Consider the following 14,482-nt stretch of genomic DNA (forward strand, 5'->3'; position numbering starts at 1 on the left):
AATTAAAGATAATATTAATTTAAAATATGAAAAAAATTAAAATTCACATCAGAAATAATCATTGGAAAGAGGGATTTTTACCTTGTGATGCTGAAGGTGAGAAAAATAATACAATCACTAAAGAAGAAATTGAAAAGGGTTTTGATCAATATCCTGAATTAAGGGATAAAGTAGAATATGTAATTGATTGGGATGATGATAATTTTGTCTCTTCAATGCAATCAGCTGACATTTTACTTGGTTGGCAGTTTCCAACACAAGATTTAAAAAAAATTGCACCTAACCTTAAATGGATCCATGTGATTTCTGCTGGTGTAAATCATTTATCTCCATTTGATTGGATGAACGAAGATTTAGTTTTAACAAACAGTAGTGGGGTACATGCTAAAAAAGCAGGTGAGTTTGGTTTGATGAGTATATTAATGCTCCAAAATCACATGACTAGAATTGTAACCAACCAAAAAAATAAAGAGTTCGTATCTTTACTTGGAAAACCAATAGAAGGTAGGAAAGTAGTTGTTGTTGGAACCGGTTCTTTAGGAGGTTCAATGATTAAACATATCAGTAAACTTGGAGCTGATGTTATTGGTGTTAATAGAAAAGGAAAAGATGTTGAGGGATGCTCTAAAGTTATTACATTTGATAAAATTGATGAAGTGTTACCTTTAGCTGATTTTTTATATCTAGCAGTTCCAGAAACGGAAGAGACTAAAGGATTAATTAATAAATCAAGATTAGATAAATTAAAATCTACATGTGGGATTGTAAATATTGGAAGACAATCTGTTTTAGATTATGAAGCTTTAAGAATTAAACTTCAAAATAATGAAATTGCTGGAGCAATTTTAGATGTATTTTCACAAGAGCCTATTCCAAAAACATCAAACCTTTGGGATACTCCAAATTTAATTATAACTCCTCACATTTCATCTGATAGTGAGGGCAATTATATTGAGATGGTTCTTAAAATTTTCTTTAAAAATTTAAAATTATTCACAGATAATAAAGAATTAATTAATCAAATAGATAGAAATTTAGGATACTAGTTACTATATATAAAGAACATATGTTGAAAGTATATTTAGCAGGAGAAATACACACAAATTGGCGTGATGAAATTATTGATGAATGTAAAAAACAAAATTTAGACATTCAATTTTCATCACCTGTAACAGATCATGCATCTTCAGATGATTGTGGTGTTGAAATTTTAGGACCTGAAGAGAAAAATTTTTGGAAAGATAGAAAAGGGGCTAATATCAATTCAATTAGAACTAAAAAATCGATTAAAGATTGTGATGTAATCATTGTTAAATTTGGTGAAAAATACAAACAATGGAATGCAGCTTTTGATGCGGGATATGCAGCTGCGTTAAATAAATCAATAATTATAATTCATAATGAAGAGCATCAACATGCTTTAAAAGAAGTGGATGCTGCTGCAGCTGCTGTTGCTTCAGACCAAAAACAAGCAGTTCGTATCTTAAAATACGTTCTTCAAGGAACCCTTAAATAGTTAAATACTAATTATTTTCTAAGTGAAATTTGTTTACCTGGGGTAAAAAATAGAATACGATTTTGTTATGAATCTTAATCTTTTTACTCACTGTCATAGACTAGCTAGAGTTGGCTTGAGTTCAAAGTTATCATCTAATCTATTTAATTTATTACTTCAAAAAGTAGACTGCAAAAATCATATAAATTCTTCAACGCCCACGAAATTGTAATCACTTCTTTTTTAAAAAATTAATTTTAATTAAAGGAGAATTATGGAAATAAAAAATATTGTTAATTTAAAAGATTACCCAATTGATCAAACAGGATCAAAAGAGTATCAAGATTTAATTACTAAAAATAGAGAGCTACTTGATAAAGATGGATGTTGTGTACTTCCAAACTTTGTACTTAGCGAGTCTTTGAAAAGAATGAAGGAAGAAGTCGAAAGAAATCTTCCTAAAACTCATTGGACCAAAGATCATCACAACCCTTATTTTTCAAAAGATGATGAAAATTTATCAAAAGATCATCCAAAGAGAGTATTTTCATTTAGAGAAAGCGGCTACATCAATTCAGATGATTTAGAAGAACAATCTGATTTAAATAAAATTTACGAGTCTGAAGAAATGTTAAAATTTATTTCAGATAGTTTAGGGGTTTTTCCTCTTTATAGATGGTCAGATCCTTTAGGTAAAAATCCATACAGTATCATGCATAAAGATCATTACTTTCCTTGGCACTTTGATGGCAATGAATTTACTTTAAGTATTTTAATTCAAAAAGCTGAAAAGGGTGGATTGTTTGAATACTCACCAGATTTAAGAAGTGTAGAAAATGAAAACTTTGATGAGGTAACAAAGGTTCTTCGTGGCTCTAGAGATAAAGTTAAATCATTAGACCTTCAACCAGGGGATCTTCAAATATTTAAAGGAAGATTTTCTATGCATAGAGTAACAAAAATAGAAGGAAATACTTCTCGTTACATTGCATTACCAACATACGTAAAAGATAGCTACAGAGTAAATAAACCTGAACACTCTAAACAAGTTTACGGTAAAGCACTTCCAATTCATTATGAGAGAAATAATGTTGAAGTAGATGGGTTGATGGATTGATATGAAAATAGGTTTTATTGGTTTAGGAAATATGGGGATGCCAATGGCATTAAACTTACATAAATCAAAAAAAATAGATTTATTAGGTTACGATGTAAGTCTTAAATCTTTAAAACAATTTAAATCTAAAAAAGGAAAGGCAACAAGCTCATTAGATGAATTAATAAAGTTTTCCGATGTAATTATCACCTGCGTTCCCGGACCAAAACAAATTAAAGCATTATCAATTGGCAAAGGTAAAATAATTGATCAATTAGGTAATAATAAAATTTGGATTGATTGTTCTACTAATTCTTTAACTTGCTTTAATCTTTTAAAACAAAAGTTAAGTAAAAAAATAAACCAATTCGTTGATGCAACGATATCAGGTGGAAATTTAAAGGCTCAATCAGGAGATTTATCAATATTTATTGGTGGTAATAAAAAGACAGTTAATAAGCTTAAGTTTGTCTTTAATATATTAGGTAAAAACATCTATTATCTAAATAAACCTGGTGCTGGTTATGCTGCTAAAATTGCACAAGTTAGTCTTTGTTATTTAAACTATTTATCACTCTCAGAGTCGTTGATGCTTGGAGTAAAGTCAGGGATTAAACCAAAAACAATGTTAGAGATCATCGATAAAAGTGCAAGTGGTGGTTATACGTCAACAAGATACGGACCTAATATGATTAATGGAGATTATGATCCGTCTTTCTTTTTAGGTTTATCAATGAAAGATTTAAATCTTGCTAATGAAATTATTAAACTTCAAAAATTAAAACTACCAATAATGAACTTAACTTCAAAAATTTATAATAAAGCGATTAAAAAATATGGACCAAATTCTAATCACTTAAAAGTGATTAAACTTTTAGAACAAAATAATAAATTAACTTTTTCAAAGGAGGGATGATGAAAAATAATATAAGTGAAGCAGATTGGAAAGTAAGAGTAGATCTTGCTGCCATGTTTAGATTAACAAACATGATGGGTTGGGATGATACGGTTTGGAACCATATCACCGCAAGAGCACCTGGAACGGATCATACTTTTTTTATGCATGAGATGGGCTTGTTGTATGAAGAAGTAAAAGCATCAAACTTAATTAAAGTAGACGAGCATGGTAAAGTTTTAGAAGGACCTGAAAAAGCAAATACCGCAGGTTTTATTATTCATAGTGCTATTCATCTAAATCATCCTGATGCAAAATTCGTCTTTCATGCACATCCTCCATCAGCTTTAGCTGCAACGGCATTGAAAGATGGTATCCCTCATTTAGTACAAGATAGTTCAATGCTTTATGGAAAAGTTGGTTACCATGAGTGGGAAGGACTATCGATTAATAAAGATGAGAGAGTTCGAATTGCTGAAAACATGGGAGATAATAAGGTTTTGATTATGAAAAACCATGGTCTTTTAACTGTTGGTGCAACAGCTGGGGAAGCTTTTATGAACATGTATTACGCAATTAGAATGTGTGAGGTTGCAGTACAAGCAACAGGTTCAGGACTTCCTCTTGAAAGAGCAACGGAGGAGATGTGGAAATTATCTCAAAAACAATATGATTTATTTTCACCAGGATTAAATGAGTGGCCAGCATTACTTAGAAGATGTGATGCAAAAGACCCATCATATAAAGAGTAATGACAAAAATTAATTCTTTAGATGATATTGTAAAAAATGGCCTTTGTATTGGCTGTGGACTTTGTAAAAGTATTGCAGGAAATTCTCTTCAAATGGAAATGAGTGACAAAGGTAATTTAGAACCTAAAGAATTAACACCAATTACTAATGAAACCTTAGAGAAAATTAAAAAAGTTTGTCCTGGAGTTATTGCTGAAGGACCTGAAGATCATAAAGAAAATGAAGGAGCTAATAAAGATTTGGTTTGGGGAAATTATTTTGATTTGTATTATTCATGGTCCACTGATCCAAAGATCAGATTTCAAAGCTCAACAGGAGGTTTGTTAAATGGATTGTCTTTATATTTATTAGAACAAAAGAAAGTTGATTTTATAATGCATACCGCAGGGGACAAAGATAACCCTATGCGAAACATTGTAAAATATAGTTATAACAAAGAGGATTTAATTAACTGTGAAAGTAGATCAAGATACGGTCCATCCTCACCTTTAAGTGAATTTCATAAAGCTTTAGATAAAAAACAAACCTTTGCTTTTGTTGGAAAACCTTGTGATGCAGGAGCTATTAGATTACTTGCTAAATCAGATGAAAGAGTGGATCAGTATTGCAAATATATATTCACCCTTGTTTGCGGAGGCTTTCAAGAACTTACAAAATCACAAGAATTTATTGATAGCTTTGATGTTAAAGAGGAAGAGTTAGAGGAATTTAGATACAGAGGATTTGGTAACCCTGGAAGAATGTATATCAAAACAAAAGATCAAAGAGAGTTTGATAAAGATTATAATTCTTTTTGGGGTGATGAAAGTAATTGGAAAGTTCCATTTAGATGCAAAATATGCCCCGATGCAATAGGCGAAAGTTCAGATATTGCAGCACTTGATACTTGGAGAGGGGGTTCACCTAAAGGAGAAGATGAAGGTTTTAATGCTGCAGTGATGCGAACAAAAAAAGGAATTAAAGTTTTTAATGAAGCAGTTAAAAGTGGATATCTTGTTAGAGGAGATAAAGTAACCATTGAAGACATTAAAGATTTTCAACCTCATCAAACAAGTAAAAAACAAGCAGTTTATGCAAGACATCTTGGGATGAAAAATAATAATGTTCCTACAATTAAAACTAAAAACCTTAGAATAGAAGAATTGTATAACTTAAATGATGATGAGTTTAATAAACAACAAGAACAAGGTGTTTCAAAGAGATTAGGAAATTAAGAAGACATGACTTTGTTATTCAATGAAGCACACCCTATACCACTTCATGCTATTATGGCAATGATTGCTATAATTTTAGGTGGCATTCAGCTTTCTATGAAAAAAGGTGGAGCCATTCATAAATTGTTAGGTCGTATATGGGTAGGTTTAATGTTGATTGTAGCGATAACTTCTTTTTTTATACACGAAACTAAAATTTGGGGAGATTATAGTCCTATACATTTATTGAGTTTGTGGACTATTTTCATACTTGGTGTGGGTATTTATTATGTGCGTGTTGGCAACATTAAACGTCATAAACAAGTAATGATCGCAACTTATTTTTTTGCTTTAATCCTAACAGGCTTTTTTACACTTATGCCAGGACGTATCATGCATCAAATTTTGATTGGCTGATAATTCTATTACCCGATATGCATATCAATTACATTGGTTATGAAGCTTAATTTACCTTAAGACCTCTTTTTTGATTTAGATTTTTATCTAAATTTTTGCTTGATAAATATTTCAAATAACCTTTTTTTATCTTTTTCCAATCTTTATCAATAATTGCATACCAGGAAGTATCTCTATTTCTATTTTTATAAATTGTAGCTTGTCTAAATATACCTTCAAATTTAAAACCTAATCTTAAAGCAGCTTTATTCGATTTTTTATTTAAACTATCACATTTCCACTCGTATCTTCGGTAACCTAAATTTTCAAAAACATTTTTCATCATAAGATACATTGCCTCAGTTGCCTCAACTGTTCTTTGAAGATTTTTTGCATAAGTAATCCAACCTACTTCGATTGTTCCAATTTCTGGTTTAATTCTAAGATAACTTGCTAAACCACAATAGGTTTTAAGTCTTTTAGAGTAAATTGAGTAAAAAAATGGATTACCTGATAACTTATCAGTAGTTAAATACTTCTTAAAAGAACTAAAAGTTTTATAGGGTCCTGTTGGCATATAAGTCCAATCAATTCCTTTTTTGTCTAAAGAAAAGTTTTTATACAAATCTTTAGCATGCTTTTTTGCGTTAACTGGTTCTAAAAAACAATATTTACCAATTAATTTTTTTTTTAAAGGAAATTTTGCTTTATTAAATTTTACACTAAAACCTATTTTCATTATTCAATTTTTCCTAATTGCTTCTGTCTCATTATAATTATGAGACCACTTATAACAATCATTACAGCACCTAGATAAGTATTATATTCTGGTGTCTCGTTGAAAAAGAAATACCCATATAAAATCCCCCAAAGTATTGCTGTGTATCTAAAGGTTGATGTAACAGAAACTAATGCAGCTTTAATTGTCAGTACTGAGAAAATGTATCCAAACGATAAAAAGAAAGCCGAAATAATTAAAATAATACTTTGTTCTAAATTGAATGAATAAAATTTATAAACAGAAAGAACTCCAAAAAATATTGTAACTACCAAACAAGTAATAAATGCTATTTGAAGACTATTGTGACCTGTTTTTATATTTTTAGTTACCAAATCTCTTATTGATAAGAAGATTGCAGAAAGAAGTGGAAATATAAAGTAATAACCAAATTTTAATTCAGCTGGATTGATGACAACTACAACGCCAGTAAAACCTATTATAACTGCACTCCATCTTTTCCATCTAACTTTTTCATTTAAAAATAATGCTCCAAAAGTTGTCATTATGATTGGGGCCAAACTCAATAAAATATAAACCATTGCAAAAGGTAATTTTGCAACCCCTATAAAAAAACCAACTGCAGCTAATGCTTCTAAGATTCCTCTTAAAGTTACTTTGTTTGAAGAAAATATTATTTTCAAATTAAATTGGTTTTTAATACTTAAAAATATTCCTATAAATATAAGACAACAAATTCCTCTTAAAAAAATTATCTGATTTAAAACTGCTAATTCATCAAAGCTTTGGTAAATATGTTTGACTAATGCATCATTTGTAGCAAAAGAAAATTGTGCAATAACCATGTAGAGGATACCAAGTATTTCATTATTCATTTTTCTTTTAGGCATAAGTTAGGTTTATCTGAAATTGTTATAAAAAAGGTATCGCTTAATATATTTTAATCAAACATTCAATCTGATTAAGCCTTGCTCCAATAGTGCTCCAATGAGAATTAGTCATGGCGTCATTTAGAAAGAAAAATAAAACGTATAAAGTACCGCTTAAAACTTTGTTATGACGATTGCACCCACTGATTGGAACTTATCCATATTCATCAGAGATTCAGGTGCTTCATCTAAACTAATCTTATCTCCTACCAAGCGAGCCAGATTGAGTTTACCTTTATTGATCATATCGAGCATTGCACCATAACGATGAGCCTGCATTCCGTGAGAACCAAGGATTTCTAATTCTTTACTTATCACCCTCGCCATTGGGATTTGTGGTTTTGTGTGTTCACCAAGCATCAGACCAACTTGAATATGTTTGCCTCGTGGTCTTAGATTTTGTATGGAATTAAAGCAAGTTGTTGGATGTCCAAGTGCATCTAAGGATACGTGCGCTCCACCTTTAGTTAGTTCAATGACAGCTTCTGAAACATCTTTTTTGTTTGCTCCATTAATTGTTTGAACTGCACCAAGTTCTTTGGCTAGAGATAATTTTTCATCATCGATGTCTATTGCAATCACATTGGCACCGACTGCATTAGCGATCATGACAGCAGAGAGACCAACTCCTCCACATCCATGAACAGCTACCCACTGGCCTGCATTCACTTTGCCTTGATCAATAACAGCTCGAAAAGATGTTGCGAACCGACAGCCTAGACTAGCGGCAGTGGCGTAATCCAAACTTTCAGGTAAGGCTACAACATTTAGATCAGCATAGTGGATGCTAACATATTCAGCAAACGATCCCCAATACGTGAATCCAGGTTGCTCTTGATTTTCACAAACTTGCTGCTGTCCAGCATGACACTCAGGACAGGAACCACAGCCAGAAATAAAAGGAACGGTAACCCGGTCACCAACTTTCCAGTTTGAAACTCTTGATCCAACCACCTCGATTACACCTGCCAATTCATGACCAGGGACGTGGGGTAGAGTAATATCATTATCATGCCCCATCCAACCATGCCAGTCAGAGCGACAAACACCTGTTGCTTCAACCTTGATCACAACCCCATGTGTTTCTGGTGTTGGATCATCTACAGTGACGACTTTGGGTGTTTCAGCAAACTTCTCAAAAAGAACTGCTCTCATATTAATTCCTTTATTAACATCGTGTATTTCGAACTGCCAATGCAAACTTTAACATTTTTAATTTAATTAATGTTTTAATCATGATCCAATGTCAAATTTTTCTAATAAGAAATTGATTAATAAATTGTAAATGAATGCAAAACTAAAAATATAAAACAGAAAAATTGCTGCTTTAGAATTAAATATGTATCCAGTTGAGGTTAAAAGAACTAAGAAAAAGCTTATCGATAAAGCAAGTTTAGATAGTGCTTTTTTCTTAAAATGAGATTTAACAACTTTTTCCTTCATATATTCTATTAACTAAAATACTTAATATACCAATGAATTTTAAAAAATATATATGGAAATGTAGGTTGTTAGTTTTGAATACTCCAAACTACACTAATCAAGAGTATAAAAATTCAAAAGATATTTACCAAACACACATAAAAGAATTTCATAAACGATTCATAAAACTTGTTACAAGATTAGACAAAACTAAAAACTTTAGTGTGAGTTTAATTGGCTTTGATGGAACCGAAAAAGCTAAGTTAGATATAATAAATCTTAAAAAGATATTTAACTTGGTTGATAAAATGCCAATGAATAAAATGATAAAAGATAAAAGTTTTAAACCTTTAAATCTTTCATTATTTTCTGATTATAAACCTGAGACAACTTTACATGGATTAGGTTTTAAGAATAAAGAAAAGGCGCTTTATACAGTTAAAGCTATCAAAAAAAGATCAATTAAGTATCAAGTAAATGTTATTGCAACAATGCTTGGAAGAGCAAAAAATCATCCTAACAAAACTAAAGATATGGATGATGCAATAAGGATCTTTGACAAATGGATGAAAGATTATAAGAGAAGTAAGAACAAATGAAAAAAATACTATCAATAATATTTTTAAGCTTTTTTAGCATGAGTGCTTATGCTGATGATCAGCAAACTTTTGTGTTTAATAACCTACAAGGAGATTTCACGACTTGTTATAGCTATTATTTATTGTCTGAAGAAGGTTTTAAAAAAAGTGGTAGTGCTAATGATGAAACTATAGCAGGACTTAATAAATCAGCAGATTTATCATTAGAATCTGTTTTTATGATTGGTCAGCAATTAGGCATGAACACAGATACAATGAGAAATAGAGTTAAAACATCCTTTGAAAGTATGAAAAAAGAGATGGGTGAAGATTATAAAAACTTTTCAAAAGTTTTAGATAAATACGGAATATTCTGTAAAGACTTAATAGAAAAAACAGACGACAGAGTTGTATTCTGGGAAGATAAATTTAAGTAAATTATTATTTAGATAATTAAGGGTTATGTTAACCTAACGTTAACCAATGAGTAATATTTATCATTCAGATATTTATCAGTTCAATAAACCTGTTCCTAGTTACTGGGAAGCAACTTCAAGTGAAAATCTAAATTTAGATAGACTTCAAAAAGATATTAGTTCAGAAATAGTAGTAATAGGTGGGGGTTATACTGGTTTACTTTGTGCAATAAATTTAATTGAAAATTATAATTTAGATGTGGTTTTGGTTGAGGCTGGAAAAGTAGGTTGGGGTGCTTCTTCTCGTAATGCGGGGTTTTGCTGTCTTCCTCCAAGTAAGATGTCTTATAAAAAAATGCAATCTGTTTATGGAACAGAGGAGACTAGAAAATTTTTTAAAAATTCTGTTGAAGGAGCTAATTATACTAAAGAATTAATTGATTATTATAATATTGATTGTGATGTAACTGGTGAAAATAATTTTGTTGTAGCTCATCATAAAAATAAATTTGAACAAATCAAAGAACAAGCTGAAGTTTATAAATCTGAATTTGGTATAGATACTAAAGTATATTCAAAAGAAGAGTTTGATGAAATAGGTCATGGTGGAACTGAGCAATTTGGAGCTTTTTCATATAAACCTGGATTTGCAATCAATCCTTTAAAATTTGTAAATGGCCTTGCAAATTATGCTTTATCTAAAAAGTTACAAATATATGAGCATACAAAAGTTCAAAAAATAGAAAAAGAAAATGGCTCTTATCTTTTAAGAACTAATGAAGGATCAATAAAGACAAAAAAAATTGTAGTTGCAACTAATGGATTTTATCAAGAAGGATTAATACCTGAAATGGATGGAAGAGTATTACCTGTTATTTCAAATATCATTGTAACAAGACCACTTACTAACGAAGAGCTTAGTTTACATAATTTTAATACTTACGCACCAATAGCTAATTCCAAAAACCTTTTATATTATTATCGAAAGTTACCTGATAATCGAATTTTGTTTGGTACTAGAGGAGACTTTGAAGGAAGTGATCAATCTAATCAAAACAGAGCAAATGATATGGAACAATTTTTAAAAAATATTTTTCCTAAATGGAAAAATGTAACCATTGATTATAATTGGAGAGGTTTGATTGCATTATCTCAAAAACTTACTCCTTCAATTGGTAAAATAGATAATGAAGAAATTTATTATGGATTTGGTTACAGTGGAGTTGGAGTTAGTGCAGCTCCTTGGACTGGAAAACAATTATCTAAGTTAGTTTTTTCATCCAATAGTAAAGATTTAGATATCTCTTTAATTTACAAAGGTTTACCTAAGAAATTTATTTTCCCACAATTGAGAGTATTTTATTTTAAATTAGCAGTGTGGTTTTATAGAATAAAGGATAAGTTTAATATTTAATGATTGAGTTTATAGATATATTTTTTAATCAATACTTAAGGATATTTGTAGGTATTGTCCTTGTAGGTCTTATTCTGTTTTCTTTATACTATAAATTTAAAAAATAATTTTCTAATTTTATTCTCGTTTTTTTATTCATTAATATCTAAGATTTTTTTAGTTATTATTATTAAATTTTTTTATATAAAACCATATTAAAGGAAATAACGTAAGCATCATTATTATTTTAGCAAAAAAATTTTTATCAATTATCATGTATATAATTCCTATTATAATTATTGATAAAAAAATTATATTTTTTTGTATTATATTAATTTTTTTTTGGTTTAGCTTTTTAAAAGCTATGTAAACAGCAAAGAACATATTTCCAAAAATCCATAATATTGAAAATGTTTTTCCTGTATAAATCCAGAATGGTAAAAAAATTGTAGCTGTACCAGTGAAATTATAATTTTTTGGAAATAAATCTGCACATAAATGTATGGCTATACCTAATAAAAAACCAGTGTATGTATAATCTAGAAGGTTGTCTTTAAAGTGTTTAGATGTGAAAATTTTTTCAAATCGATTTTTGATTGAAAAAATTTTTATTTCTTTTGTTAGTAAGAAATAAATTAATAATGGTACTAATATTCCGTGAGTAATTATTGATCTATGACCTAAAAAAATTAAAATTAAATCGATATCAGGAAAGTTTAAACCACCATAAAGTGAAATATAGAAAAATAATAAAAATTTCTTTTCCATTGGCAAACAAACTAAGATTTTAAATCATTAGTTTTTTTTATTGTTCTTCTTAACTGTAATAATTTTTCAGATTTATTTAAAGGCAAGCTAGTAGGGTCAGGTTTAACTGTTTTGTAAGGCCAATTTTTTTTAGATTTTCCTAATTTTTTCCCTTTACCAATTTTTATAATACTGTGTCCACCTAAATAAGATCCTTTTTTACTCATTTTTTTTCTATCTTAGATCTTATTTCTTCACTTAATCTTCTTTTCTCATTATACCATCTGCAATTATCACAATCTTGCCCTGACTTAGGATATTTATCAGAATCTAAACATGCTTTTAAATCAACAAGTATATCTTCAATATAATCTGTTTTAAGTTTGTAAGGCAACAGAGTAGTTTTGAAATTTACCTTTTTATCAAAAGAAGTTTGACTTTGATCTGCAGCATTACAGATTAACCAATAGCCTGTATCATGAACTTTGAAATCGTTAAGTTGTAATAGATATGCATAAAAATCTAACTGTCTTAAATATCCTTTGTGATAATGTTTTGAGGATGTTGTGTAATCCTCTAGGTTTTTGTTAGATGTTGCTTTGTAATCTAACACAACTATTTCGTCTGTATCTTTGTTGAGCCACAAATCATCTAAAGCACCATAAATTTCAATCCCAGTTTTTTTAGAAGTTGCTCTAACACCACTAAAGTTATGTCTATACTTACGTAATGTTTCTTCATCTAAGCCGTTATAAGGAACAAAGTTTAATTTATATTCCTCAAATATAGGATGAGGCTTACCTTTAGCTCTAAGTTCATCGAATTCTTCTTTTAATAAAGCATCCACCCTTGAATTAATCGGAAATCCAGGCGTGCTTGGTGGTTTAATTTTATGTTTTTCTAAAAGATAGAAGCAAAGAGGGCACTTAATAAAACTATCCCATTTAGATCTACTAATTTTCATTGTTCCTCCAATTAAGATTATCATTAAACATAGTGATTAGGAAATTTATCATTTTTTATACCTCGCAATTTGTCTGTAACATTGTGGTTTAACTGAAGATTTACCAATGATTTTTACTTCATCGTTTTTAAAATAATAAATCCAATAGTAGTGCTCATTATTTTCTTCATCAAAAACTTCCTCAATTCTAATTTCAGTAATTTTATCCATTAGTGGTAAGTCCTTTCTTTCTTCAAATACTCAAAATACAATTTAAAGATACCAAGCCTTACTTTTCTAATTACACTGTCCCATTCTTCCTCAGAATTATTTGATAACCAGGGTAGATCTTTCTTTTTAAGTTTAAAAACCTCTAAAAATACTTGATCTACAGATTGAAGTAGATGATTTACATCTTTTTCACCCTGAACAGCGATTAAATTAATAAGCTTATCGTGATCGGATAACTTTGATATTTTCTTTTTCATATTTACCTCTCAGAACGTAAAGCTCAAAAAAGATAAACCTGTCTATTTTACTGACCATATATATTTTACCATTTAAAAACTTTCGTTCTTAATTGTTAGTTTTTAGGTAAAAAGATTTAAAGATTTGGTACATTTATTCCCATTAAGCATCAGCTAAAACTAAAAAGTTTTAACTCTTAAAAGGTCGGCAATGTAGCTGAAGGCAGGAAATATACACTGATCAGTAAAACTTAATGTATATATCTTGCCTTCATCAAATTATTAAACCTTACCTAAATCATACCCTATACTTAAAATAGACAAATTCAATGATTAAATTTTAATTTATATGATTCATAATTTTTTAATTGGTGTGTTTATGTTTTAGAAGTAATTGGAAATGTAACAGGCATGGGCTATGAACTTGCTAATATTGTCATATTTGTAATTTTACAACCTGCATTAATATTATTGTTCTTTGTATTGTGGAGAAGAGAAGTAAAAAAAAAATTTAATCAATAAACATATTTTTAACAATTTTTTCAAACAAAATTTGTCAGTGAAAAGAATTATCCTTTTTATTTTTACCTTTTTCCTACTAACACAATCATCATATGCAATTTTAAAAGTAACTAAGCTTCCTCATGAAGAAGCAAATATAGAAAGAATATATAAATTAGATAATGGTAAATTTATTTTTATTGAGCAATTTGTAAGAGGTCATATTATTTGGGAATACGACCAAGAGTTAGATAAATTTAAGGAAATATCTGGTGTTTGGAGTTTTCTTGATCTTGCCTCTAAATGTGAACAAATAAAAAGTAAGGATATTTATTTTGCTACCACTTTAGAATATTGGTTTGCTGGGGGAACTAATATTGATTATCCAGAAATAAGAATATTTGAATTATACGAACCCAATCCTTGGAGAGATACTGATATAGGAATTACACCTAGCATGAAATATGCAAAGGAATGGTGTACTTTTTATAAACCTTATTATATAAAGTAAATACTGTCC

The 14,482-nt window shown here is 29.5% G+C and carries 20 protein-coding genes; 11 read left to right on the forward strand and 9 right to left on the reverse strand.

Features of this window, described 5'->3' with window-relative positions:
- The first annotated feature begins 26 nt into the window (after positions 1-26).
- The 7 genes from ACTTBO_RS03885 (at position 27) to ACTTBO_RS03915 (ending at position 5,848) form a co-directional block, all read left to right on the forward strand.
- On the forward strand, positions 27-1,046 hold the full coding sequence (locus tag ACTTBO_RS03885; RefSeq protein ID WP_440656489.1) for a D-2-hydroxyacid dehydrogenase: 1,020 nt from the start codon (positions 27-29) through the stop codon (positions 1,044-1,046).
- Positions 1,047-1,066: 20 nt separating this feature from the next.
- Positions 1,067-1,516 (forward strand): YtoQ family protein, encoded by a 450-nt coding sequence (locus ACTTBO_RS03890; protein WP_440634015.1) that lies wholly within the window; start codon positions 1,067-1,069, stop codon positions 1,514-1,516.
- Positions 1,517-1,769: 253 nt separating this feature from the next.
- Positions 1,770-2,612, forward strand: coding sequence for a HalD/BesD family halogenase (locus ACTTBO_RS03895; protein ID WP_440656490.1), 843 nt, complete (start codon positions 1,770-1,772; stop codon positions 2,610-2,612).
- 1 nt (position 2,613) lies between these two features.
- Complete coding sequence (locus ACTTBO_RS03900) at positions 2,614-3,507, forward strand: NAD(P)-dependent oxidoreductase (protein ID WP_440656491.1); 894 nt, start codon at positions 2,614-2,616, stop codon at positions 3,505-3,507.
- On the forward strand, positions 3,507-4,238 hold the full coding sequence (locus ACTTBO_RS03905; RefSeq protein ID WP_428080272.1) for a class II aldolase/adducin family protein: 732 nt from the start codon (positions 3,507-3,509) through the stop codon (positions 4,236-4,238). Before ACTTBO_RS03900 ends, ACTTBO_RS03905 begins: the two co-directional genes overlap by 1 nt.
- Positions 4,238-5,452, forward strand: coding sequence for a Coenzyme F420 hydrogenase/dehydrogenase, beta subunit C-terminal domain (locus ACTTBO_RS03910; protein ID WP_440656492.1), 1,215 nt, complete (start codon positions 4,238-4,240; stop codon positions 5,450-5,452). The genes ACTTBO_RS03905 and ACTTBO_RS03910 overlap by 1 nt, the downstream gene beginning before the upstream one ends.
- Positions 5,453-5,458: 6 nt before the next feature.
- Positions 5,459-5,848 (forward strand): DUF2306 domain-containing protein, encoded by a 390-nt coding sequence (locus tag ACTTBO_RS03915; RefSeq protein ID WP_440656493.1) that lies wholly within the window; start codon positions 5,459-5,461, stop codon positions 5,846-5,848.
- Positions 5,849-5,894: 46 nt separating this feature from the next.
- On the opposite strand, the gene ACTTBO_RS03920 is transcribed toward ACTTBO_RS03915, so the two are convergent.
- From ACTTBO_RS03920 to ACTTBO_RS03935, 4 genes are all read right to left on the reverse strand, one after another.
- Positions 5,895-6,566, reverse strand: a complete 672-nt coding sequence (locus ACTTBO_RS03920; protein WP_440656494.1) for a GNAT family N-acetyltransferase — start codon at positions 6,564-6,566, stop codon at positions 5,895-5,897.
- Positions 6,566-7,456: a DMT family transporter gene (locus tag ACTTBO_RS03925; RefSeq protein ID WP_440656495.1), complete on the reverse strand. Its 891-nt coding sequence runs from the start codon at positions 7,454-7,456 to the stop codon at positions 6,566-6,568. Before ACTTBO_RS03925 ends, ACTTBO_RS03920 begins: the two co-directional genes overlap by 1 nt.
- Positions 7,457-7,609: 153 nt before the next feature.
- Positions 7,610-8,650, reverse strand: a complete 1,041-nt coding sequence (locus ACTTBO_RS03930) for a zinc-dependent alcohol dehydrogenase family protein (RefSeq protein ID WP_440657127.1) — start codon at positions 8,648-8,650, stop codon at positions 7,610-7,612.
- Between the two features lie 78 nt (positions 8,651-8,728).
- Positions 8,729-8,938, reverse strand: a complete 210-nt coding sequence (locus tag ACTTBO_RS03935; protein ID WP_440656496.1) for a hypothetical protein — start codon at positions 8,936-8,938, stop codon at positions 8,729-8,731.
- A gap of 32 nt (positions 8,939-8,970) precedes the next feature.
- On the opposite strand from ACTTBO_RS03935, the gene ACTTBO_RS03940 reads away from it, so the two are divergent.
- From ACTTBO_RS03940 to ACTTBO_RS03950, 3 genes are read left to right on the forward strand one after another with little or no spacing between them, the layout of a single operon-like run.
- A complete protein-coding gene (locus ACTTBO_RS03940) occupies positions 8,971-9,516 on the forward strand; it encodes a hypothetical protein (RefSeq protein WP_440656497.1) in 546 nt (181 codons plus the stop codon).
- Complete coding sequence (locus ACTTBO_RS03945) at positions 9,513-9,932, forward strand: hypothetical protein (RefSeq protein ID WP_440656498.1); 420 nt, start codon at positions 9,513-9,515, stop codon at positions 9,930-9,932. Before ACTTBO_RS03940 ends, ACTTBO_RS03945 begins: the two co-directional genes overlap by 4 nt.
- Positions 9,933-9,978: 46 nt before the next feature.
- Positions 9,979-11,325: an NAD(P)/FAD-dependent oxidoreductase gene (locus ACTTBO_RS03950; protein ID WP_440656499.1), complete on the forward strand. Its 1,347-nt coding sequence runs from the start codon at positions 9,979-9,981 to the stop codon at positions 11,323-11,325.
- A 156-nt stretch (positions 11,326-11,481) separates the two neighbouring features.
- Here the strand turns inward: ACTTBO_RS03950 and ACTTBO_RS03955 are convergent, their stop codons facing one another.
- Genes ACTTBO_RS03955 through ACTTBO_RS03975 form a run of 5 tightly spaced genes read right to left on the reverse strand, consistent with a single transcriptional unit; the run spans position 11,482 to position 13,482 of the window.
- Positions 11,482-12,072 carry a metal-dependent hydrolase gene (locus ACTTBO_RS03955; RefSeq protein WP_440656500.1) on the reverse strand — a complete coding sequence of 197 codons (591 nt, stop codon included), beginning with the start codon at positions 12,070-12,072 and terminating at the stop codon, positions 11,482-11,484.
- Between the two features lie 11 nt (positions 12,073-12,083).
- Positions 12,084-12,278, reverse strand: a complete 195-nt coding sequence (locus tag ACTTBO_RS03960) for a hypothetical protein (protein ID WP_440656501.1) — start codon at positions 12,276-12,278, stop codon at positions 12,084-12,086.
- Positions 12,275-13,039, reverse strand: coding sequence for a PD-(D/E)XK nuclease family protein (locus ACTTBO_RS03965; protein WP_440656502.1), 765 nt, complete (start codon positions 13,037-13,039; stop codon positions 12,275-12,277). Before ACTTBO_RS03965 ends, ACTTBO_RS03960 begins: the two co-directional genes overlap by 4 nt.
- A gap of 24 nt (positions 13,040-13,063) precedes the next feature.
- Entirely contained in the window at positions 13,064-13,225 is a 162-nt protein-coding gene (locus ACTTBO_RS03970; protein WP_440651236.1) for a hypothetical protein, read from the reverse strand.
- The gene (locus tag ACTTBO_RS03975) at positions 13,225-13,482 is read right to left on the reverse strand and encodes a hypothetical protein (protein WP_440656503.1); all 258 of its coding nucleotides are present in this window, start codon (positions 13,480-13,482) and stop codon (positions 13,225-13,227) included. Before ACTTBO_RS03975 ends, ACTTBO_RS03970 begins: the two co-directional genes overlap by 1 nt.
- Before the next feature lie 538 nt (positions 13,483-14,020).
- Between ACTTBO_RS03975 and ACTTBO_RS03980 the strand changes: the two genes are divergently transcribed.
- Positions 14,021-14,473, forward strand: a complete 453-nt coding sequence (locus ACTTBO_RS03980; protein ID WP_440656504.1) for a hypothetical protein — start codon at positions 14,021-14,023, stop codon at positions 14,471-14,473.
- Positions 14,474-14,482: the final 9 nt, after the last annotated feature.

Source organism: Candidatus Pelagibacter sp. HIMB1509 (assembly GCF_052047855.1).
Classification (GTDB): Bacteria; Pseudomonadota; Alphaproteobacteria; order Pelagibacterales; family Pelagibacteraceae; genus Pelagibacter.